The organism is Staphylococcus sp. GDY8P47P (assembly GCF_016892225.1).
Taxonomy (GTDB): domain Bacteria; phylum Bacillota; class Bacilli; order Staphylococcales; family Staphylococcaceae; genus Staphylococcus; species Staphylococcus borealis.
The window spans coordinates 51,949-74,751 of sequence record NZ_JAFENV010000006.1; the positions used below are offsets into that span (position 1 = coordinate 51,949).

The window sequence follows — 22,803 nt, forward strand, 5'->3', positions numbered from 1 at the left end:
TTAAGCGCCTTCTCAGTTCAGTCAGCTACTGCGAATTTGCAAAATAGCTTTATTATATTATTTTTGTCCCGGACTCCAATGGTCTTTTATTTTATTTAAATTTCAAGATCGCTTGGTTGTGTCACTTCAAAATCTTTTTCTTCTTGATTCAATTTATCAACGTGACTATATGTTTTATGCCATTCTGGAAAATAGCGATCTAACCTTATTGGACGAAAATTACTTGATTTCATACAAATTAATTGTGTAGATCCCGTTGTCGCAAGCTCCCCATTTTCATTATAAACTTCATAACAATAAACTGATTTAAGCCTTGAATATTGTTCAACCCATGTTTTGATTGTTACTTTTTCAGGATAAAAAATTGATTTTTTATATTTAATTTGAAGGTCTACAACCGGAGAAATGATACCCTCTCTCTCCATGTCTGCATAACTAAAGCCCAGCTTACGAATATAATCTGTTCGTGCAACTTCAAACCATGTAGCGTAATTCCCATGGTAAATCACACCCATTTTATCTGTTTCTTGATATCTAGCTTCAATTTCAGTCATACTGTATATCATTCATTCGTACCTCTTTCCTATATCATTCACAATTCATATTAACATAAAAAAACCATGCCAACATAAAGTCAGCATGGCTTCACATATTAATTTATTGTGCTAATTTGTTTCTTAAAACCATTTGTAAAATACCACCATGACGATAGTAATCTAATTCAACTAGAGAATCGAAGCGGACGATTGCTTCAAAATCAACAACGTCGCCATTTTCTTTTTTAGCGTGAACTTTAACAATATCATGAGGACGAACAGTTTCATCGATGTCTACTGAAATTGCTTCTCTACCATCTAAACCAAGTGAATCAGCTGAATCACCATCTTTAAATTGTAAAGGTAATACACCCATCATAACTAAGTTAGAACGGTGAATACGTTCATAACTTTGAGCGATAACTGTTTTAACGCCTAATAAGTTTGTACCTTTAGCAGCCCAGTCACGAGAAGAACCCATACCGTAATCATTTCCTGCTAAAACAGCTAAACCAGTACCGTCTTCTTTATATTTCATAGCAGCATCATAAATTGGCATTACTTCATCAGTTGGCCAATATGTTGTGAATCCACCTTCAGTACCTGGCGCTAATTGGTTTTTAATACGAATATTCGCAAATGTACCTCTTACCATTACTTCATGGTTACCACGACGAGAACCATATGAATTAAAGTTTCTAATAGGTACATCGTGATCTAATAAATATTTACCTGCTGGTGTATCTTTACCGATAGCACCTGCTGGAGAGATGTGGTCAGTCGTTACTGAGTCACCAAATTTACCCATTACTCTTAAGTCTTTAAGCGGTTCAATTGTACCCGGTTCTTTAGATAAACCTTGGAAGAATGATGGATTTTGGATATATGTTGAGTTTGGATCGAAATCATATAAAGGAGCATCTGTTACATCGATTTCATTCCACATTTCATTGTTGTTATATACATTTTTATATTCTTCTAAGAATAGTTCAGGTGTTACAACACTATCTACAGTATCCGCAACTTCTTGAATAGTAGGCCAAATATCATTTAAGTATACATCTTCACCATCTTTACCTTTACCGATAGGTTCATTTTGTAAATCAATATCAACTGTACCAGCTAATGCATAAGCTACTACTAATTGAGGTGAAGCTAAATAGTTTGCTTTAACTAATGGATGAATACGACCTTCAAAGTTACGGTTACCAGATAATACGGATGTTACTAATAAATCTTCTTCAGCCACTGCTTTTTCAATTTCTGGTAATAACGGTCCAGAGTTACCAATACATGTTGTACAACCGTAACCAACTAAGTTGAAACCTAAATCATCAAGGTATTCTTGTAAACCTGAATCACGTAAGTAACCAGTTACAACTTTTGAACCCGGTGCTAATGACGTCTTAACAAATTCAGGTACTTTTAGGCCTTTTTCAACAGCTTTTTTAGCAACTAATCCTGCACCTAACATAACATATGGGTTAGATGTATTTGTACATGATGTTATCGCTGCAATAGCTATATCACCTGTTTTCATTGTTGCAGTAGATCCATCTGTAAATTGAATATCTGCTTTTTTATCAAATTCACTTTGATCTAATCCGTGTCCTTGGTTACCAGCTGGTGCAGTAACAGATTTTTCAAATTCTTTCTTCATATCACTTAAGAAAATTAAATCTTGTGGACGCTTTGGACCTGATAGTGAAGCTTCAACAGTTGATAAATCTAAATCGATAACATCTGTGTATTCTGGATCCTCTTTATCTACAGTGAAGAACATATTATTTTGCTCTAAGTATGCTTTTACTAATTCAACATGTTCTTCTTTACGTCCAGTTAATCTCATATATTTAAGTGATTCTTCGTCAACCGGGAAGAAACCACAAGTTGCACCATATTCAGGCGCCATGTTGGCAATTGTTGCACGGTCTGCTAAAGGTAGATCCGTTACACCTGGTCCAAAGAATTCAACAAATTTGCCTACTACACCTTTTTTACGTAGTTCTTGTGTTACACGTAAGGCTAAATCAGTAGCTGTTGAACCTTGAGGTAATGAATTAGTTAAACGTACACCAATTACTTCAGGAATTGGGAAATATGATGGTTGGCCTAACATCCCCGCTTCAGCTTCGATACCACCAACACCCCAACCAAGTACACCAATACCATTAATCATCGTTGTATGAGAGTCAGTTCCTACTAGTGTGTCTGGAAATGCCGTTTGTTCTCCATCAACGTCACGAACGTGTACCACATTTGCAAGATATTCTAGGTTTACTTGGTGAACAATACCTGTCGCAGGGGGAACAGCATTATAGTTATCAAATGCTTTAGTTGCCCAATTTAAAAATTGATAACGTTCATAGTTACGTTCAAATTCTAATTTCATGTTTCTTTCTAATGCATCTGGATTAGCATAGCTATCAACTTGAACAGAGTGGTCAATAACTAAGTCTACTGGTACTTCTGGGTTGATTTTATTAATATCCCCACCAACATCGTTCATTGCTTTACGTAGTGATGCCAAGTCTACTACTGCAGGAACACCTGTGAAGTCTTGTAAAATAACACGAGATGGTTTAAAAGGTACTTCACCTTCGTTCCCTTCCTTACCAAAGTTACCCAAAGCTTTAATATGTTCATCTGTAATGACAAATTCATCTTCTTGTCTTAAGACAGATTCTAATAAAACACGAATTGAATAAGGTAATTTACTTACTTTCGTTAAGCCTTGGTCTTCTAAACTCTTTAAATCATAATACGTATATGACTGGCCATTCGCTTCAAATGTCTTTTTAGCTTGTTGCTTAATGTTTGAAGTCATTTGTATATCCCCCTTGAATATTAAAAATTCATATTTATATGCCTTTAAATAAATTGTATAATTATATGATTTTCAAAACAACTCTATATACTTATATTTCACGTGATTTAGCTTTCGCATTTTTAATCAGTGTATATAAGTTATTCTTATCATATAAGCAACCTACTATAAGTAAATATTATTAATTGAGAATGATTTTCATTGATATACAAATTATTGTAACTGCCTCAATAAAAAAATTGCCTTCAAGCACTGGTTATGTGCTTAAAGGCAATAAACTTAAATTACGATTACCTAATATTATTTTTCAGCGTTTCTTCTTGATTCACGCTTTTCTAAAATATCAGATTCATAATCTTGTTGTTGATATTTAACATAATCTTCAAGTCTATGTTTATTTGGTTGTAGTGTTAATCCTAAGAATTTACGTTCTTTATTTGCATCCTTATAGAAACTAATCATCATCATTATTACTACAAAGGAGAATGGGAAGGCACTTATGATTGCCGCACTTTGAATCGCATTTAATGCGTCAGCACCATTTCCTCCACCTGCTAATAATAAGATGAACGCGATTAATGATTGCGCAACACCCCAAGTTACTTTAACAGTACCAGAAGGTTCAAGTGAACCAAATGTTGTTTGCATACCTAGTACGAATGTTGCTGAATCGGCAGATGTAATAAAGAATGAAGCAATTAACACTAATGCTATAAGTGATAATGCCATTCCTAATGGAACGTGGTGGAATACACCAAATAGTTGAGTTTCAGGTGTCATATCAAATAACTCTGGATGTTTTTTACCTGTTTCGATACCTAATACACCAAATACACTGAACCATAAGAAACTTATGATAGCAGGTACAAGTAATACACCTGAAATAAATTCACGAATTGAGCGTCCTTTAGAAACACGTGCGATGAACACACCTACGAATGGACTCCAGCTTAACCACCAACCCCAATAGTAAAGTGTCCAAGAAGACATCCATTCACGTTTTTGGCCATTTAGCGCTGCAGTATCAAAACTGTTGAATAAGAATGTATTGAGTAAGCTACCAGTTGAACTAGTAAACATATTAAAGATTAGTACAGTAGGTCCAATTATTAAAGCAATAATCATTAAAAGTGTACCTAATCCAATATTTAAGTTACTTAAATATTGAATACCTTTACTTAAACCTGACCATGCACTAGCAATAAATAAAACTGTTACTACTACGATAATAATTGATTGAACCCATACATTATTTGGAATGCCAAATAAGTAATTAAGTCCACCATTAATTTGTAGCGCGCCCATACCAAGTGATACAGCTACACCTACAACAGTTGCGAAAACTGAAAGAACGTCAATAACTGTTCCGATAGGTCCTTCAACTTTATCACCTAAAATTGGACGTAATGTTCTTGAAATTAATCCTGGTTCATCTTTTCTAAATTGTGCATAGGCTAATGCTAATGCAACTACGCCATATACTGCCCAAGCATGGAATCCCCAGTGGAAGAATGTGGAACGCAATGCTTCCGTGTATGCTTCAGTAGTTTTAGGATCCGCATTAGGTGGTGAAGCAAAATCTGCCATAGGTTCAGCTGCGCCGTAGAACACTAAACCTATACCCATGCCGGCACTAAATAACATTGCAAACCAAGATACAGTATTAAATTCTGGTTTATCGTTTGGTTTACCTAGCTTAAGTTTACCGATTGGACTAAAGATTAAAAAGATACAAAAGAACACAATTACTGTAGTCAAAATCATGTAATACCAACCAAGCTTTTCAGTAATCCAACTACTAATATTGCCTGTAATTGTACCGAATTGATCCGGTAAAAACGCACCGATTAATACCACAATAGCTACTACAATAGCACTATAGATAAAAACCGATGAAAACTTCTTATTATGCTTTGTTTCTTCTGAAGAAGAATTCATAATTTACTTACTCCTTTCCTTTACTATATTTTAATCTACATATGATAATATTCTATGAAGTAATTTAAGACGCTATATTAAAGGATAACAAAGGCTTTATACAATAGCAAATTTCTTTTAAATAAAACATTTACTAAAATATTTATATGTTGTATAATATATTTTATTATTATGTGGGGGTATTGAGTTTATGTTTAAAGAATTTAAAGAGTTTGCACTTAAAGGTAACGTGTTGGATTTGGCAATCGCTGTAGTTATGGGTGCAGCGTTCAACAAAATTGTTACATCTTTAGTTACATACATTATTATGCCATTAATTGGTAAAATTTTCGGTTCAGTTGATTTTGCTAAAGATTGGGAATTCTGGGGAATTAAATATGGCCTATTTATTCAATCGATTATTGATTTTATAATTGTGGCAATTGCACTATTTATATTTGTAAAAATAGCAAATACATTAGTGAAAAAAGAAGAGCCTGAAGAAGAAATCGAAGAAAATACTGTTTTATTAACAGAAATTCGCGATTTATTAAGAGCAAAATAATGATAATTAAATACAATATGGCAACGATAGTACTGATATTAAGTTGCCATATTGTATTTTTTTAATTCCATTTAAATCTGGTTTGACTTTGATATTGATTTGACGTTACTTCGAGAATTAATGGTATGCGTTGTTTCAGTTCACTCACATGAGATATAATTCCAACCATTCTACCTGTCGTTTTTAGTTTAACGATAGTGTCTAGCGCCGTTTCTAATGTTTCTTGGTCTAACGTACCAAACCCTTCATCAATAAACATTGATTCTAATGTAATACCGCCAGATTCCTGTTGGACCACTTCACTTAAACCTAATGCTAAAGCGAGTGATGCTTGGAATGTTTCACCACCAGATAACGAACTAATGTGTCTTGATTTATTTGAATGAAAATCAAACACTTCAATTTCTAAACCACTATAACCATGAGATATTGATTCTCTTCGTTTTAATTGATATCTTTCTCCACTCATACGCTCTAAACGTATATTTGCTTGATGGATGATTCGTTCTAAATAGTAAATAAGTACATAATTTTCTAATGTCAATTTCTTACTATTTTTGCCTGATAATACCTCAGATAATTCAAATATTTCTTGTTGCTCTTTTAATTCTTTGTCTAAATAATTAATGTGGTTCGTTATACTATTGAATTTTTCTTTATTACTTTGTACTTTATATTGAACTGTAGCACTCATTTCCATGTAATGATTATACTTTCTTTCAATCTCAGTCTTAGTAGCGTCTAACTGATCAACCGCTTCAGGTACTTGACCTTTCGTAATATTAGATAAACGCTCAATTTCTAATGTGAATTTTTGGTGATCTTGTTCATATTGCTTAATCTTCATTTCAATTTGTTCTTTGCTATTTAACTTAGCAAGTAAAGATGCAACATCTTCATATGAATTTAATCCTATACGTTCCATTTCTTGATTAATCTTGTCGCTATAATCATTTAGCTCTTGTTTAAGTTCCTCGATACCTTGCTGATTATTATTTAAATTATTAGATTCAATTTCTATTTGTTGCTTTGTTTGATTTAATTCTGACTCTAAAGTTTCTTTCTTCGTTACATATTCACTAACAATTTGATCATATTGCATGTAGCATTGTTCAAAATTTGATATGTCTTCGTAGTCGGTATTATCTTTAAAATCCAATATTAATGTTTCGTAATATTGCTTCAAAGATTGTAATTTTTCATGTTTAATCTGTAAACTATGATAGATGTCTTTTTGCTTTTCGAGTTCTTTTTTTAATTGCTCAAGTTCTTTTAATTGAAGCTGCAGATTTTCTTTTTCTTTACTTTTTACTGTTAATTGGACTTCTATTTCACCAATGTCGTTAATTTCATCCTCATTAAACTCTAATTCATTCATTTGTTTACTAATATGTTCAGAAGTCGTTTCAAGTTTTGTTAACTCATTCACTTTAAAATTTAAGTCATTATTCACATTTTTTATTAAACTTTGATTTCTAGCGATTTCATTAAAGTTGATATGCTCATTAAGTGATTCAATCTCATTCCCACATATTGGACATGTGTCTCCAACATGAAGCGCATTTTGAATCTCTTGAATAAACGTTTGCTTATCATTCAAATCAATATTTGTTTTATCTATTTTCTCTAATTCAACTTTCAAATCTGAGATTTGTTCTTTAACCTTACTAATTTTAATTTCAGTTTCGTTATATTTTTGATTTAATAATTGAAATTTATCTTTATTCTGTTTTAAAGCCATTTTTTTATCATATGACATTTTTAATTCAAATATAACTTGGTTAAGTTTTTCAATATTTTCACTACTAACATCTATTTGAGCTATTTCCTTATTTAAATTATTGATTAACCCTCTATTTTCTTCTTGTGTTTGATGATTACTTTTAAGATGCGCATCATTTTGTTTAATTTCTTCAAATGCTTTCTGATATTTATTCAAATTCATATAAAATTGTTTTGTTTTTTCAACGTATGCTGCTTTACCACTAACCATTTCAGACTGTTCATTTAAATTATTCTGTTCTTTTTGGAGTTTCTTCAAATTTGCATTAAGCTCTTCCAAATATTTTAAAATAGTATTTAACTTCTGTTGCGTATCTTTTAGCTTTTGTTCTTTAGCGTTTTTTTGATCGTATAAATGACTTAAGGGTTTAACTTCCATTATTTTATGTAATTCACTTTTTAATTCTTCAATATACGCTTTATTTTTTTCAAGTTGAATTTTTTCATTTTTATTACGTTCTAGTTCTTTTAATGAATCAATTAAATTATGATTTGACTCTATCTTGCGTTTGATAGATTCAAGTGATTCGAAATGCTGTAATTTTAGATGTTCATATTCCTCATCTAAGCGTTGACCTACTTGTTCAAATTGAGGTATTGCATTAACAATTTCTTTAGTTTGCATACTATTTAGATCTTTAAATTGAATTAATGTATCATCTTCAAATGTTTCAACATCATCCCAAAGCATCTGAATTTGATCATAACGTGATTCAATTTGCTTTTTCTCATCTTTAACTTGATTCATTAATAAATTCTGCATCTCTTCAAAACGTATACTGTTAAATAGCGTTCTTAAAATACTCTGTTTATCAGAACTGTTTGAAACTAAAAATTTCTTAAATTCGCCCTGTGGTAATATAAATAATTGTCTAAATTGCTCCGCATTTATACCTAATAGTTCTTTAATATAACTATTACCTGAACTAATTTTACTCTCGCGCAATTCATATGACTGACTATCTTCATCAAATTCAAATACATCAAGTTTCCCCGCTGTTGGCGATGAATTTCCATCTTTAACGAAACCAGCTTGTCTATATATTTTAAACTTCTTATCATTGATATTAAATTCATACTCTACACTCATTGGTGATTTACCATCAGCGAAATGACTTCGCAACTCACCCTCATTTCTTCCTTCTGTTGATGCCTTTCCAAATAATGCATAAACAATAGCATCAAACAACATCGTCTTCCCCGAACCAGTTTTACCGCTAATTAAAAATAACTGTTCATTATTTATTTGTTGAAAATCAATCACTTCATGTATAAATGGTCCGAAGTTATTAAGTATTAATTTAGTTGGTCTCAATGATTTAATCCTCCTTATAAATAACTTGGTTTAATAATTGGTGTATCTTTTTCTCTTGATAGTCTGTTAAATCTTCATCTGTAATCGTTTTATAGAAATTTTTAATGATTGTAGGATCATCTGTTGTTTTAAAATTTGCATAAGTGGTATCATTTCGACTTTCAAATGTGATATTACTTAAAGATAATGTATTCGGAAATAGTTGTTTAAGGTGGATAATTGGATCGGTAACATGTGACATATTTTTTAATTTAAAATGGAAATAGTTGTCTTTATTCTTCACAGGAACATTTCCTTGTACGACATCCATATAGTCCCCTTCAATTTCTTCTAATTCTCGCAATGGCTTCAATTGAACAAACTTAGTTTCAATGTTGTTTTTTGATTTTATTGTTAATCTCTTATAACCTTTAGCTTGATTAACCTCTGAAAATGAATATTGTAATAGTGAGCCACTATAATCAATGACATTATCGGTGATACTAAACGGATGATGCAAATGTCCTAAGAGCACTCTATCGAACATTTTAAAATTAGACTTTTCTACACTCTCAACTGTCCCAATTGTAAGAGGTCTCTCAGACTCTGACGTTTTACCACCTTTAATGGTTAAATGGCCAATTAATATATTGATTTGATTTTGATCTAATTGCGTTGACATATGCTCGATACATTTTTGGGTTGCTTGCTCATATGTCTTTATCTCATCGTCATCAAAAAAGGCTTTAATTTCACTAATTGTGGCAAATGGGAGTGTGTAAAAGTTGATGTCATTAATCGTTATGGGTGTAGACATTGAATGAAGTTGCGTTCGAATATATAAATGTGAAAACTCAAACCAAGTAGAACCATAGTTTAATCTTTCTCTACCATCATGATTTCCATTCGTTATAATCGTCGGAATCTCCATGATTACATTGATTGTTTTAATCGTTTCTTCAAAAAGTTTAATTGTTTCCTTACTGGGATAAGACGTATCATAAATATCACCTGAAATGATTAAAACATCTGGTTTCTCGTCTTTCAAATTCTCAATAAACTGGTTTAGTATGTATCGTTGATCTTCTAAAAATTGCTTACCATTTAAAATCTTACCTAAATGCCAATCAGCAGTATGAATAATCTTCATTTTAACTCCTCCATCAAGAACATTTGTTCGTATTTATTATATCCTGAATTACATCATAGTTCAAACTAAAAAAAGGTGGAACGATATCATTAAGAAGTCGTCTTCCACCTATCTTTATATTCTTTCAAAAACGCTATGCTAACCCTAGCTTATTTTACAATTTTACTTTTCAATTTTTTATATTTATACAACATAGCTAATCTCCAAGGTACAATCATGCTAAAGGCTAATAAGAAGAACATACCGCCAATTTCACCTGGATCAATTTGACTACTAATAAATATTTTAATTACAGTTCGTATAATTAACAATGATATTAAAATAATTGGAAATGCTTTAGAACGCTTCATGTAAATATCAGTACCATGTATCTCAAAATGACTTGTCCATATTAGAACTGTAGAGAATAAAACGCCGAGTATGATTGATTCTAAGATTTCCATCCCAGTTAATCTAAAGTACGGAATCACATACATCAATGCACCTGTAGCCATAAAAAATGGTGGTAAAATGATTTTCTTTTCATTAACAGGAAAGTTTTGTGCTTTCATGCGGATAAAAATTACCACGATTCCCATAAATAATGCAAATACAATTGAAAAAACTAAATATGCCAACGTTACACCCTCTTATATTCATAAACTCTTACTAGAGATTACTTAATTAAAAGTAATTTGATATTTTAAATCTTTTTAAATTTTTTAAATAACACTAAAGATGTTTTACTATAAAAATAAAGGATTGTAAACCTTAAAGGTCTTACAATCCGTTAGAAGATTATTTTTTTGAACTTTTCATGTTTTGATCCATGTTTTTATTCATCATTGTCATCATTTGATTGATTTTCTTTTGCGATGGTTTTTGACCCATTTGCATCATCATCATACGTAACATTTCTTCATTAATAGGTGGGTTTTTTTTCAGATAATCCATCATGTATTTACGTGCTAAAAAGAAACCACCAACTAGTCCACCGATAAGCGCTACAATGATTAATAAGATTGCTAACCACGTTGCCATTGTTTCACCCACTTTCTATATCCTACTGAATTTTACTAAATTACGATTCTATTTTCAAGAGCTAGTTAGTAAATCTATATCCAAATGTTATCATAACAAATACTTACTCAAATGTAAGTCTTATTTTTAAACTTACACATAAAAATTTAAGATCAATCATATATTTTCACGAATAAATGAAGCGGGACAAAATTCAATTTGAATTCATTGTCCCGCCCCTATGACTAAGAAAGCATGTTCAAACGCCATCTTAGATTAGTTAACTTCTAGGCATTAACTAAATATTTCCACTATCTTTTTGTACCAAGCTTTAATGTTTCTATCATTAAAGTGTACGAATTTGATTTAATACATTTTCTTTAGTGAAACCATATTTTTCGACAACTAAATCACCAGGGGCACTTGCACCAAACTGATCAATACCAATCACTTTACCTTCTGTTCCAACATATTTATGCCATCCTAATGGTGATGCCATTTCAATTGCCACACGTTTAGTGATTTCTTTAGGAATTACAGATGCTTTATATTCATCTGATTGTTGTTCAAATGCAAACCAGTTTGGCATTGATACTACACGTACACCTTTACCTTGTTTATCTAAATCTTTAGCTGCTTCAATAGCTAAGCTAACTTCTGAACCAGTTGCTAGTAACAAGTATTCAGGCTTAGTTTCTGTTTCAAAAACAACATAAGCACCTTTACGAACACCTTGTTCAACTGTATCTTCATCAACGTCTAAATATGGTAGATTTTGACGTGTAAGTACTAATGAAGTAGGTGTTTGTTCTGATTCTAGCGCAACTTCCCATGCTACTCTTGTTTCGTTTCCATCAGCGGGACGTATAACATTCATATTTGGAATAGATCTTAATCCAGCTAATTGTTCAATTGGTTCATGAGTAGGACCATCTTCACCTACTGCAATTGAATCATGTGTAAAGATAAATGTTGAATTTAATCCCATAATAGCTGATAAGCGTAACGCAGGTTTTAAGTAGTCACTAAATACAAAGAATGTTGCACCATATGGGTGTAAACCACCGTGTGCTGCCATACCATTTACAGCTGCACCCATTGCGAATTCACGCACGCCAAACCATATATTTTTACCTTCAGGTGTATTTCTATCATAATCAGTTGCTTCTTTTACATTAGATTTATTTGAACCCGCTAAGTCAGCTGAGCCACCAAAGAATGAAGGAACAGATTTACTTAACGCTTGGATGATTTCTCCTGAATCAGCACGAGTTGCAGCATTATGATCGCTATCAAAGCGTGGTAATTCATCTCTATAATTTGTTGGTAATTTACCGCTAATAGCCAATTTAAATTCATCAGCTAATTCTGGATATTTATTTGAATACGTTTCTAATAATGCTTTCCATGCGTCTTCATGTTCATTTGCACGTTTTAGCATTGTAGTTTGGAAAATTTCATATACTTCTTCTGGAACGTTGAAACGTTTTTCTGGATCTAAACCATATGCTTCAAATGTTAATTTTCTTTCATCTGAACCTAGTGGTGCACCATGAACTCCATTCGTTCCGCTAACATTAGGCGCACCATAACCAATAATTGTCTTAACTTCAATCATCGTTGGTCCATGTTGTGATTTAGCTTTCGTAATCGCTTGATCAATGGCATCAAGATCATTACCATCTTTAACTAAAATGTGATTCCAACCATAACTTTCAAAACGCTCTTTTACATCCTCTGAAAATGCTTTGTTTAATTCCCCGTCTAATGAGATATCATTTGAATCATATAATACGATTAATTTATCTAATTGGTTGTGACCTGCAAATGAAGCAGCTTCATGAGAAATACCTTCCATTAAGTCACCATCAGATGCTAGTACGTAAGTATAGTGATCAACAATATTGAAGTCATCTTTATTAAATTTACCAGCTAAATGATCTTCAGCTAATGCCATACCTACTGACATTGCAAAACCTTGACCTAGAGGACCAGTCGTAACTTCAACCCCATCAGTGTGTCTGAATTCAGGGTGTCCAGGTGTTTTAGAGCCCCATTGTCTAAATTGCTTTAATTCTTCTAATTCAAGACTACCTGAAACATGTAATAAGCTATATAATAGCGTAGAACCATGGCCTGCTGACAATACAAAGCGGTCTCTATTAAAATAGTCTTTAGATTGAGGGTTAAAATTTAAATGGCGTGTCCATAACGTGTAAGCCATTGGTGCAGCGCCCATTGGTAACCCAGGGTGACCTGAATTAGCTTCTTCTATTGCATCGATACTTAAAGCTCTAATAGTATCTATCGCTAGTTGATCTTTCTCGTTAAACATCTCTAATACTTCCCTTCTATTTAAATCATATTTGTTATATTATAACTTAAAAATAGTGTAATTGATAATCGTTTAGTCTCAAAGAACCTTACTTTAAATTTACTACTTTTTATTTTGTGCTTGAATTTTTTTTAATTTTTCAGGCGTAACATCATTACCTTCTGGATCAATTACTTTTGTACTTTCAATTTGTTGTTTAAATCCTTTTCTAAATGCTTCTAAATATTTTTTACGTAATTTTGATTGTTCTTTAGCTTCAGCTTCCGTCAAGCCCTGCTCTTTTTTCTTTTTAGCTAGTTCATTAATTCTATCTATATTCAAATTATCTTTAGGCATCTTTATCACTCTTTCTATATTTTCCTATTTCATTCTCTTTTACTTCATAGAATATAACAAAAAAGAGGCCTAGGCAAAAGCTATAGACATTTCTATAGCTTCGATAGACCTCAAAATTGATACTTATCTGACAAAGGCGAACACTTTGTAGTCATCTTGTTCCCCATTTGTATTATTTACGTTCTTATTATCATCTTTAATTATTGCCTGTTTAGAAATTGTATGATCAGTGATTTCGTACGTTTGTTCCGTTTGAGCGTTATGATATAAATTCATGAAAAATACTATAAAAACAACACAAGATATTGATACAACAGCTATATTCGTTATTAATTTATTTTTATATTTATTAAACATTACTTCCACCTCTAGAACATTTGTTTGTATACACACTTTAACAGAACATCTGTTCCTAGTCAACACAAAAACGAACAAATGTTTGTTCAATAAATAAATAAATGCTATACTATAGTTAAATAAAACTAGGGAGTGCCTATATATGAGAGAATTAACTAAACGTCAAAGCGAAATATATGATTATATTAAACATGTAGTACAAACGAAAGGATATCCACCTAGTGTTCGAGAAATTGGTGAAGCTGTTGGATTAGCGTCAAGTTCTACTGTCCACGGCCATTTATCACGACTAGAAGAAAAAGGATATATTAAAAGAGACCCTACTAAACCAAGAGCGATTGAAATTGTTAGCGAACAAACGAATGATTCAGTTAACATGGAAGAAACGATTTACGTTCCTGTAATCGGTAAAGTTACTGCTGGTATTCCAATTACTGCAGTAGAAAATATTGAAGAATATTTCCCATTACCAGAGCATTTAACATCTACACACAATAGTGACATTTTCATTTTAAATGTTGTTGGTGAAAGTATGATTGAAGCTGGCATTTTAGACGGAGACAAAGTTATCGTTAGAAGTCAAACCATTGCTGAAAATGGAGACATTATTGTTGCTATGACTGAAGATGATGAGGCAACGGTTAAACGTTTCTATAAAGAGAAAACACGTTATAGATTACAACCTGAAAATAGTACAATGAGCCCAATTTATCTTGATAACGTAACCGTTATTGGTAAAGTGATTGGTTTATATAGAGAATTGTAGTTCTAAATTTTAAAATTTACGTTTACCTCTCTCTTATATATCGAAATAAATAAAGAACTAGCAAAGTTTACAATGTAGACTTTGCTAGTTCTTTTGCTTTTCATTTTCTTTTTTATTCAAAATTTCTTTAACTTTGTCTAGAATATCTAGTTTTTTTGCATTTTTAGTTGTCATAATATCAACTTCCTTATCAACTAAAAGATACCCTAAATAAGTTGGCTTAAAACACTTACCCAGTATAATTTTCTGTCCAATATGGCTGACGCTCATCATTAAAATCAACGCCTACACCTAGTGTTTTAAAATTAGAATTCAATATATTTTTTCTATGACCAAGTGAATTCATTAATCCTTCATGTGCAAATATACTGTTTTGTTGACCGTAAGCTAGATTTTCACCTGCAGCGTTAAAGTCAATGTTATCAGCCTTTAATCTATCAAATGGGGATGCCCCATCTAAATTGTTATGATCAAAATAATTCTGTTTTACCATGTCTTCACTATGCTTCCTCGCAGTATTAGACACATCTTTGGCATAACTTAATGTATTCAGTCCATGTTGTTTTCGCTCTGCATTAACTAAATCATAATTTTGATATTCAAAACTCTGCTCTAACGTTGAGGATGGTGCACCATAATGTTGAGTCAATCTTTTTTCCATTGCATCACTAACTTGAAGTAATGCGGTAACACCATTGTCATTATGTTTATCATAAAAAACAGTTGTATAAATATTATCTTTATGGAAAACATCATATTCATCACTACTGATATCAATTCGATATCTGCCTTTAACCATTTCTTTTAACGGCTTACCCAGTCGTTCATTTACGACATCTTTAGGTGTGTTATATTTCACTTTAGATTTAGAAGTAATGACATTCTGATTACTATACAATGCATTGACCTTATTGTCGATATAGCTAACCATAATAAAGTTTTCGTAATCATTGTTGTAATAGGCATACCATTTCGTTCCATATTCGTTAGATGTTACTCTTTTAGGTTGACCTAATTGACGCTCAACTTTGTCTTTGGACATATTCATTTGAATATTATTGATTGCAAAGTCTTGATCTTTAGGTGTCTTTAGTGCATTGTTTTTAACACTTGAGTCTTGGTTCATTACTTGTTGAACTTTACTTCTAACGTCATTTTGAATATTAATTAGTGTTTGATTTTCTTTTAATGGTATTAATAAAGTTACAGCTAACAATACCAATGAAAGTAAAAAGAATTTTTTGATAATGTACACCTGCCACTCAAATTTTAATCTTTGTCCCCATTAAAAATTGAATTTCGTACGATAACATAATCTACTGTTGTTAATGATTTTAAATCTTTTCCACCTGCATATGAAATTGAACTTTGTAAATCTTGTTGCATTTCAGTCAAAGTATCTTTTAATGACCCTTTATGTTCAACAAACATTTTTTTGCCTTCTACATTCTTATGTTCGCCTTTTTGGAATTCAGATGCACTACCAAAATATTCTTTATAACGTTTACCGTCTAATTCAACTGTTTCACCTGGTGACTCTTCGTGAGCAGCAAATAAAGAACCAATCATCACCATACTCGCACCAAAACGAATTGATTTGGCTATGTCACCATGTGTTCTTAAACCACCATCAGCAATAATAGGTTTACGTGCTGCTTTACTACAAATGTTTAAGGCTGCTAATTGCCAACCACCAGTACCAAAACCAGTCTTAATCTTAGTAATACAAACTCTACCTGGCCCAATTCCAACTTTAGTGGCGTCGGCGCCTGCATTTTCAAGTTCTCGAACACCTTCTGGCGTACCTACATTCCCAGCAATTACAAATGATGAAGGAATATGCTTTTTAATATGCTTGATCATTTTAATAACTGAATCTGAGTGTCCATGAGCGATATCAATCGTAATATACTCAGGTGTCAATTGTTTGTCAGCTAAATCTTCAATAAATTTAAATTCATTTGCTTTAACACCTACTGATATAGAAGCAAATAAACCTTCTTTTTGCATATTTTGAATAAATGGAATACGAGCTTCTTCATCAAAGCGATGCATGATATAAAAGTAATCATTTTTGGCAAACCAATGCGCTAATTCTTCACTCATTACAGTCTGCATATTTGCAGGAACTACAGGTAACTTGAATGTTTTAGGTCCGAATTGGACAGTTGTATCACATTCAGAACGACTTTCAACGATACATTTATTTGGAATTAATTGAATATCTTCATAATCAAAAATTTTCATACTTTTTAGCCCCTATACAATCATATTTATTAAGTAAAAACGAACGTTTAGTATATTAAAACTAAAAATCATTCATTTTCTCACCCTTATATACTTTACAATGTTTTAATTGTCTTGTAAATGGACTAAAGTACTAGATTTGAATTTTACCAGCTTGATTTTTTAACACCAGGAATTTGTCCTTTATGTGCGTGTTCTCTAAATGCGATTCTAGACATTTCGAATTTTCTCATGACACCTCTTGGACGGCCTGTCACTTTACATCTACGAGTTAAACGTGTTGGAGAAGAATCACGTGGTAATTTACGTAATGCTTCATAATCTCCTTTTGCTTTTAATTCTTGACGTAATTCATAATATTGATTTACTAATTTTTCTCTTTTCATTTCTTTAGCAATTTTAGATTTTTTTGCCATTTGAGTCACTCCTATTTTTATAAATCGTAATTATTACGTTTTATATAATAACATATGATTTTAAATTTACAAGACGAATAACTCAATTTAATCAATTAATTGCAAACATTCGTGATTATTAAAAACGAGAAAACGTTTATTTTGAGTGATCATGACTATTATAAATGGACAGTATTCTTACGATCATCATCCTAGCAATTATTACGTCAAATTAAGAAAGCAGCCTAATGAGAACCCTCATAAGACTGCCATATTATAAGTAATTAACTAATCGTAGAAAAAGAGGCTGAGACAAAATAAAATGTCTCAGCCTCTGTTATCATTTTGGCAATAGTTGATGATTTGAAAATACGCTTAATTCAAGCTATTTCAATCCTAGTCAACCTAGCCTGGGGAAGACAATGAAATAAATTTGAGAAAATATTGTTTCTGTCCTACTTCCCATTGTTAACTTTATCTTTATTGTCGTATTTAAAAGATAAGATATTATTTAGTTTCACGGTGTAGCGTGTATTTATTTAATCTTGGGCAATATTTTTTCATTTCAATACGCTCAGGATTGTTACGTTTGTTTTTAGTAGTAATATAATTACGATCGCCACATTCTGTGCAAGCTAATGTTACATTAACGCGCATAATTAACATCCTTTCTTGTTTAACTAGGAATACTTACGATTTAAAATTTTACCATAATACAATGCTCAACGCAATTGAATTTTTTCAGTACTATTTAAAATTTTCGTAAGTTTCGTCGTTAGTACCTTCTAAATCAACATCATTAATATCAATTTCTAAGGCTTTGGCAACACCTTTACCATATTCTGGATCAGCTTTATAGCAATGACGGATATGTCTATGTTTAACATCTTCACTCACACCATCCATTGCATTTGCTGTGTTTGTAAAGATTCTTTCTTTCGCATCATCTGATTGTAAACGGAATAATTTACCTGGTTGTTCGAAGTAATTGTCATCGTCTTGTCTTTGATTATATTCGTAGCCATCACCGTCTACAGGGAATGCTGGTTTTTTATATTCAGGTTGTGATTGATACACACCTTTATTATTTGGATAGTAATGTGGGCCTCCACCTTGGTTACCATCAAGGAATCTCATTTGGCCATCACGACTAAATGGACACATGTTTTCAACACCAACACCTTTAGGTTGGTTTACAGGTATTTGCCAGTGGTTAACACCTAATCTATAACGTTGTGCATCACCGTATGAGAATAGTCGACCTTGTAACATTTTATCTGGTGAGAAGTCTAAACCAGGTATAATGTTTGTTGGTGCGAACGCTGCTTGTTCTACATCCATGAAATAGTTTTCAGGGTTTCTGTTAAGTTCAAATTCACCGACTTCAATTAATGGATAATCACCTTTGTACCATACTTTAGTTAAATCAAATGGATTATCTGGGTGATTTTTAGCTTGTTCCTCTGTCATGACTTGGATATACATTTTCCATTTAGGATAATCGCCGTTTTCGATTGCATCATATAAGTCACGTTGAGAAGATTCTCTGTCTTGACCTACAATTTCAGCCGCTTCATCATCAGTATAATTTTCGATACCTTGTTGCGTTCTGAAATGATATTTAACCCATACACGTTCACCTTCATCATTGTACATAGAATATGTGTGCGAACCGAAACCATGCATATGGCGGAAGTCTTTTGGCATACCTCTATCAGACATTAAAATAGTAACTTGGTGTAACGCTTCAGGTAAACCAGTCCAGAAGTCCCAGTTATTTTGTGGACTTCTCATATTAGTACGTGGATCTCTTTTAACGGCACGGTTTAAACTCACAAATAATTTAGGATCTCTAAAGAAGAATACAGGTGTATTGTTACCTACTAAATCCCAGTTACCTTCTTCAGTGTAGAATTTTAGTGCAAATCCTCGGATATCCCTTTCTAAATCGGCAGCGCCACGTTCACCTGCTACTGTTGAGAAACGTGCAAACATTTCTGTTTGTTTCCCTACTTCTGAAAAGATTTTAGCATTTGTATACTTTGTAATATCATTTGTAACAGTAAACGTACCAAATGCACCTGAACCTTTCGCGTGCATACGACGTTCTGGAATGACCTCACGATCAAAGTGAGACATTTGCTCTAAGAAATAAGCATCTTGCATTAATAGAGGACCTCGCGGACCAGCTGTCATACTGTTTTCTCTATCTGAAACTGGGTGCCCAAACAAACCAGTCAATCTTTTATCATCTTTCGCCATAGTTAATTCCCCTTTCACTTATTTATAATAATTATAATTTAGAATCTACTATTAATAAACCCATAAGCCCTATAATTGAAACATTTTCAATAATCTGTAAAAAGTCAGAAAATTTAAAATTTTTAAGCTAAATTGTTCAAAAGTTATTGAATACTGTCTTCAAAAGGATTAAAATGGTTTGTATATTTTAAATTTTAGAATTAGGAGTCATCATATGGAAGATAACAATATGAAACGTGGTCTTAACTCAAGACACATATCTATGATTGCTATAGGTGGCGCAATTGGTACAGGGCTTTTTGTAGCAACAGGTAGTGTTGTTGCTCAAGCGGGTCCTGGGGGCGCTATTTTAGCTTATTTATTAATCGGAGTAATGCTTTACTTTTTAATGTCATCAATCGGTGAACTAGCAACTTTTTACCCTGTTTCAGGATCATTCAGTTCTTACGCAACGCGATTTGTAGACCCTTCTCTTGGCTTCACTATGGGATGGTTATATTACATTATGTGGTCATTAGTATCTAGCGTAGATGTAATGGTAGCTTCAAATGTGCTTTATTATTGGGATGTATTCAAATTCTTTAGTCCACTTACTTGGAGCTTAATTTTTATAACTATTGTATTTTTATTAAATATTTTTACGGTTAAAGCCTTTGGAGAAACTGAATTTTGGTTATCACTCATAAAAGTTGTAACTATTATTATATTTATCATTGTTGGCTTCTTGATGATTTTCGGTATTTTAGGTGGTCACACGTATGGTTTTGAAAATTATACAAAAGGTGATGCCCCATTCGTAGGCGGTCTATCTGGTTTCTTAGGCGTACTATTAGTAGCCGGCTTCTCAGTTGGTGGTACTGAAGTTGTTGCAGTAACTGCTGGTGAATCTGACAATCCACAAAAGACAATGCCTAAAGCTGTTAAACAAGTATTCTGGAGAATTCTATTATTCTACGTTTTATCTATAGGTGTCATTGCGGCTATTATTCCATATACAGATCCATTATTATTAAATGAGAATGAATCCGTTTCACAAAGTCCTTTTACAATTGTATTTGATAGAATTGGTGTTGCATTTGCCGCTTCAGTTATCAATGCTGTTATTTTGACATCATTATTATCAGCGACAAATTCAGGTGTCTACACTACAAGCAGAATGTTATTCTCTTTAAGTGATGAGAAACAAGCACCTAAATTCTTAAGTAAATTAAATGATAAATCTAAACTACCATTACGTGCATTGGTAACAACATATATTTTAATTGTCGCAATTATCATTATTGCTAATTTCTATTCAAATGCTGTGTTTAGCTTATTGAATATTATAGGTTCATTGGTAATTATTGTATGGGCAGCTAGTTCGTGGGCTCAAGTTAGATTACGTAGGGCAATTAAACGCCAAGGTCAAGATATTAATGAACTATTACCTTACAAATCACCTTTATATCCACTAGGACCAATTTTAGTATTTGCAACTTTAATTTTCTTATATTTTGGTAATTCTATTGGAGATTTATTTGATGGTAATATAGGCAAATTCTTCGTTAATATTCTGCCAATCATTATCTTAGGGCTTATTTTCTTAGCTCATAAAATAATCAGAAAAACAAAATTTGTAAAATTAAATGATATGGATATTACACCACATCATTATCATAATGATTAATTAAATCAATGAATGCGAGAAACTAAAAGTGGATTAACCGCTTTTTGTTTCTCGCATTTTTTATAGTTACAATATATTGATTATTTTCGAAAAATCAGTTATCTAGTATAATAATAGTAAAGATGATGACTTAGAGGTGAATAGCAAAATGGTTGGTCAAACAAACTTATTTGATGATGTCATTAAAAGTGAAGAACGTTTCGTTATCGTTGTACAATCTCTCGAAGAAAAAAATGGTCAATTGCTAAAACGTACTTTAAGAGAGTACCCTAGCCTTGAACATGACCAAATGGAGAATTTGTTCACGCATTTAAAGGATGTATTTAGTACAGAGCCATTTGGTGAAAATCAGTCTGCGTTTACTATTACAGTCTATACCAATTTAGATTATGCTGCGGACCAAGTTTATGCTTATGTTAAGCGCTATAAAGGTAAACATGAATGGACACATACTGCTAAATAAATATAAAACGGCATGAGAATAAGCATGGCTTGTTCGTCATAGTTTTAATGATGAACATACACCACACTCATTTCTCATGCCTTATTTTGTACTATAAAAGTTCTTTCAATGCCTTTGGTATGCCGTTAGAATCGTTATCTAACGTTATTTTATCCGCAATCGCTTTAAGTTCTTCATTGGCATTTCCCATTGCAATCGCACAACCAACGACTTCAAACATAGATTGATCATTCAAACTATCTCCAAAACAAATCACGTCAGATAATGATATATTCATTTTCTCACATAAAGCTTTTATCGCATTACCTTTAGAAACATCTTTAGCCATAAATTCTAAAAAGAATGGTTTACTTGTAGTCACGTCTATTTCCGAATTAAAATGTCCATGCAGGTCGTCACGTACTTTAGAGATATTCGAAGCATAATCAACACCCATTGCTTTAGGTACATCTTCTTTGATATATGCTTTAATATCTTCGACGCGCTTCATAGGTAATCCCGTAAGTTCAGATTCAATATCTCTATATTCGTGATCACCATCATGAATGATGTATCCGTCTTGATAAGTCAATATTAAGAAATGGTGTTTACGACAAAAATCTGCAATAAGGTCAAAATTTTTCTTCGATACACTTTGACTCACTTCTACTTCTTCTGTAGACACTTTGATTGTTTTGCCACCATTGTAACTAATGATGTAACTATCATGTACATCTAATTGAAGTTCTTTAGCAATGGGCAACATACCTTCAGTAGGTCTTCCTGAAGCTAGCACTACTTTATATCCTTGGTTCTGAATATCTATTAAATAATCTTTTGTTTCTTGACTTACTTTATTTTCACTATTAATTAATGTATCGTCCATATCCATGACAACCATTTTATAATTACTCATATCTGAAGTGT

Annotated in this window: 20 protein-coding genes; 4 read left to right on the top strand and 16 right to left on the bottom strand. The window is 32.3% G+C overall.

Going from position 1 to position 22,803, the window contains the following annotated elements:
- Positions 1 to 95: 95 nt before the first annotated feature.
- The 3 genes from menI to JVV30_RS01815 all read right to left on the bottom strand — a co-directional run bounded on the left by menI (position 96) and on the right by JVV30_RS01815 (position 5,301).
- Entirely contained in the window at positions 96 to 566 is a 471-nt protein-coding gene (gene menI / locus JVV30_RS01805) for a 1,4-dihydroxy-2-naphthoyl-CoA hydrolase MenI (protein WP_053029405.1), read from the bottom strand.
- Positions 567 to 657: 91 nt separating this feature from the next.
- On the bottom strand, positions 658 to 3,363 hold the full coding sequence (acnA, locus tag JVV30_RS01810) for an aconitate hydratase AcnA (protein WP_053029404.1): 2,706 nt from the start codon (positions 3,361 to 3,363) through the stop codon (positions 658 to 660).
- Positions 3,364 to 3,663: 300 nt separating this feature from the next.
- Complete coding sequence (locus JVV30_RS01815; protein WP_053029403.1) at positions 3,664 to 5,301, bottom strand: BCCT family transporter; 1,638 nt, start codon at positions 5,299 to 5,301, stop codon at positions 3,664 to 3,666.
- Positions 5,302 to 5,491: 190 nt separating this feature from the next.
- On the opposite strand from JVV30_RS01815, the gene mscL reads away from it, so the two are divergent.
- On the top strand, positions 5,492 to 5,845 hold the full coding sequence (mscL, locus tag JVV30_RS01820; RefSeq protein ID WP_033080045.1) for a large conductance mechanosensitive channel protein MscL: 354 nt from the start codon (positions 5,492 to 5,494) through the stop codon (positions 5,843 to 5,845).
- Positions 5,846 to 5,906: 61 nt separating this feature from the next.
- Here the strand turns inward: mscL and sbcC are convergent, their stop codons facing one another.
- From sbcC to sosA, 7 genes are all read right to left on the bottom strand, one after another.
- Positions 5,907 to 8,942, bottom strand: a complete 3,036-nt coding sequence (gene sbcC, locus JVV30_RS01825) for an exonuclease subunit SbcC (protein WP_070855576.1) — start codon at positions 8,940 to 8,942, stop codon at positions 5,907 to 5,909.
- Between the two features lie 4 nt (positions 8,943 to 8,946).
- A complete protein-coding gene (gene sbcD, locus JVV30_RS01830; protein WP_070855575.1) occupies positions 8,947 to 10,071 on the bottom strand; it encodes an exonuclease subunit SbcD in 1,125 nt (374 codons plus the stop codon).
- Positions 10,072 to 10,220: 149 nt separating this feature from the next.
- Positions 10,221 to 10,688: a CcdC family protein gene (locus JVV30_RS01835; protein WP_070855574.1), complete on the bottom strand. Its 468-nt coding sequence runs from the start codon at positions 10,686 to 10,688 to the stop codon at positions 10,221 to 10,223.
- 160 nt (positions 10,689 to 10,848) lie between these two features.
- Positions 10,849 to 11,091, bottom strand: coding sequence for a YneF family protein (locus tag JVV30_RS01840; protein WP_011275855.1), 243 nt, complete (start codon positions 11,089 to 11,091; stop codon positions 10,849 to 10,851).
- Between the two features lie 325 nt (positions 11,092 to 11,416).
- Entirely contained in the window at positions 11,417 to 13,405 is a 1,989-nt protein-coding gene (gene tkt, locus JVV30_RS01845; protein WP_070855573.1) for a transketolase, read from the bottom strand.
- A 102-nt stretch (positions 13,406 to 13,507) separates the two neighbouring features.
- Positions 13,508 to 13,741: a DUF896 domain-containing protein gene (locus JVV30_RS01850; protein ID WP_053029398.1), complete on the bottom strand. Its 234-nt coding sequence runs from the start codon at positions 13,739 to 13,741 to the stop codon at positions 13,508 to 13,510.
- Positions 13,742 to 13,864: 123 nt separating this feature from the next.
- Entirely contained in the window at positions 13,865 to 14,098 is a 234-nt protein-coding gene (gene sosA / locus JVV30_RS01855; RefSeq protein WP_053029397.1) for a DNA damage-induced cell division inhibitor SosA, read from the bottom strand.
- A 142-nt stretch (positions 14,099 to 14,240) separates the two neighbouring features.
- Here sosA and lexA point away from each other — a divergent pair, with 142 nt between their 5' ends.
- Entirely contained in the window at positions 14,241 to 14,864 is a 624-nt protein-coding gene (gene lexA, locus JVV30_RS01860) for a transcriptional repressor LexA (protein ID WP_053029396.1), read from the top strand.
- 229 nt (positions 14,865 to 15,093) lie between these two features.
- On the opposite strand, the gene JVV30_RS01865 is transcribed toward lexA, so the two are convergent.
- The 5 genes from JVV30_RS01865 to JVV30_RS01885 form a co-directional block, all read right to left on the bottom strand.
- Positions 15,094 to 16,119, bottom strand: a complete 1,026-nt coding sequence (locus JVV30_RS01865) for a CAP domain-containing protein (RefSeq protein ID WP_070855572.1) — start codon at positions 16,117 to 16,119, stop codon at positions 15,094 to 15,096.
- A gap of 14 nt (positions 16,120 to 16,133) precedes the next feature.
- Positions 16,134 to 17,111 carry a GMP reductase gene (guaC, locus tag JVV30_RS01870; protein ID WP_053029394.1) on the bottom strand — a complete coding sequence of 326 codons (978 nt, stop codon included), beginning with the start codon at positions 17,109 to 17,111 and terminating at the stop codon, positions 16,134 to 16,136.
- 146 nt (positions 17,112 to 17,257) lie between these two features.
- Positions 17,258 to 17,527: a 30S ribosomal protein S14 gene (gene rpsN / locus JVV30_RS01875; protein WP_070855571.1), complete on the bottom strand. Its 270-nt coding sequence runs from the start codon at positions 17,525 to 17,527 to the stop codon at positions 17,258 to 17,260.
- A 486-nt stretch (positions 17,528 to 18,013) separates the two neighbouring features.
- Complete coding sequence (gene rpmG / locus JVV30_RS01880; RefSeq protein ID WP_001265708.1) at positions 18,014 to 18,163, bottom strand: 50S ribosomal protein L33; 150 nt, start codon at positions 18,161 to 18,163, stop codon at positions 18,014 to 18,016.
- A gap of 90 nt (positions 18,164 to 18,253) precedes the next feature.
- Positions 18,254 to 19,768 carry a catalase gene (locus JVV30_RS01885; protein ID WP_053029391.1) on the bottom strand — a complete coding sequence of 505 codons (1,515 nt, stop codon included), beginning with the start codon at positions 19,766 to 19,768 and terminating at the stop codon, positions 18,254 to 18,256.
- 214 nt (positions 19,769 to 19,982) lie between these two features.
- Between JVV30_RS01885 and JVV30_RS01890 the strand changes: the two genes are divergently transcribed.
- Both JVV30_RS01890 and JVV30_RS01895 read left to right on the top strand, forming a co-directional pair.
- Positions 19,983 to 21,434, top strand: a complete 1,452-nt coding sequence (locus JVV30_RS01890; protein WP_070855570.1) for an amino acid permease — start codon at positions 19,983 to 19,985, stop codon at positions 21,432 to 21,434.
- A gap of 148 nt (positions 21,435 to 21,582) precedes the next feature.
- Positions 21,583 to 21,897, top strand: coding sequence for a hypothetical protein (locus JVV30_RS01895; RefSeq protein WP_053029389.1), 315 nt, complete (start codon positions 21,583 to 21,585; stop codon positions 21,895 to 21,897).
- Between the two features lie 91 nt (positions 21,898 to 21,988).
- Here JVV30_RS01895 and JVV30_RS01900 read toward each other — a convergent pair whose 3' ends face one another.
- A complete protein-coding gene (locus JVV30_RS01900; RefSeq protein WP_070855569.1) occupies positions 21,989 to 22,792 on the bottom strand; it encodes a Cof-type HAD-IIB family hydrolase in 804 nt (267 codons plus the stop codon).
- Positions 22,793 to 22,803: the final 11 nt, after the last annotated feature.

What these genes read in the sequence shown, in the direction of transcription:
- JVV30_RS01890 (WP_070855570.1), top strand. Translation starts at nt 19,983, where the DNA reads ATGGAAGATAACAATATGAAACGTGGTCTTAACTCAAGACACATATCT.
- menI (WP_053029405.1), bottom strand. Translation starts at nt 566, where the DNA reads ATGATATACAGTATGACTGAAATTGAAGCTAGATATCAAGAAACAGAT.
- JVV30_RS01840 (WP_011275855.1), bottom strand. Translation starts at nt 11,091, where the DNA reads ATGGCAACGTGGTTAGCAATCTTATTAATCATTGTAGCGCTTATCGGT.
- JVV30_RS01900 (WP_070855569.1), bottom strand. Translation starts at nt 22,792, where the DNA reads ATGAGTAATTATAAAATGGTTGTCATGGATATGGACGATACATTAATT.
- JVV30_RS01850 (WP_053029398.1), bottom strand. Translation starts at nt 13,741, where the DNA reads ATGCCTAAAGATAATTTGAATATAGATAGAATTAATGAACTAGCTAAA.
- JVV30_RS01895 (WP_053029389.1), top strand. Translation starts at nt 21,583, where the DNA reads ATGGTTGGTCAAACAAACTTATTTGATGATGTCATTAAAAGTGAAGAA.
- acnA (WP_053029404.1), bottom strand. Translation starts at nt 3,363, where the DNA reads ATGACTTCAAACATTAAGCAACAAGCTAAAAAGACATTTGAAGCGAAT.
- JVV30_RS01815 (WP_053029403.1), bottom strand. Translation starts at nt 5,301, where the DNA reads ATGAATTCTTCTTCAGAAGAAACAAAGCATAATAAGAAGTTTTCATCG.
- sosA (WP_053029397.1), bottom strand. Translation starts at nt 14,098, where the DNA reads ATGTTTAATAAATATAAAAATAAATTAATAACGAATATAGCTGTTGTA.
- JVV30_RS01885 (WP_053029391.1), bottom strand. Translation starts at nt 19,768, where the DNA reads ATGGCGAAAGATGATAAAAGATTGACTGGTTTGTTTGGGCACCCAGTT.
- rpmG (WP_001265708.1), bottom strand. Translation starts at nt 18,163, where the DNA reads ATGCGCGTTAATGTAACATTAGCTTGCACAGAATGTGGCGATCGTAAT.
- tkt (WP_070855573.1), bottom strand. Translation starts at nt 13,405, where the DNA reads ATGTTTAACGAGAAAGATCAACTAGCGATAGATACTATTAGAGCTTTA.
- lexA (WP_053029396.1), top strand. Translation starts at nt 14,241, where the DNA reads ATGAGAGAATTAACTAAACGTCAAAGCGAAATATATGATTATATTAAA.
- mscL (WP_033080045.1), top strand. Translation starts at nt 5,492, where the DNA reads ATGTTTAAAGAATTTAAAGAGTTTGCACTTAAAGGTAACGTGTTGGAT.
- rpsN (WP_070855571.1), bottom strand. Translation starts at nt 17,527, where the DNA reads ATGGCAAAAAAATCTAAAATTGCTAAAGAAATGAAAAGAGAAAAATTA.
- sbcD (WP_070855575.1), bottom strand. Translation starts at nt 10,071, where the DNA reads ATGAAGATTATTCATACTGCTGATTGGCATTTAGGTAAGATTTTAAAT.
- guaC (WP_053029394.1), bottom strand. Translation starts at nt 17,111, where the DNA reads ATGAAAATTTTTGATTATGAAGATATTCAATTAATTCCAAATAAATGT.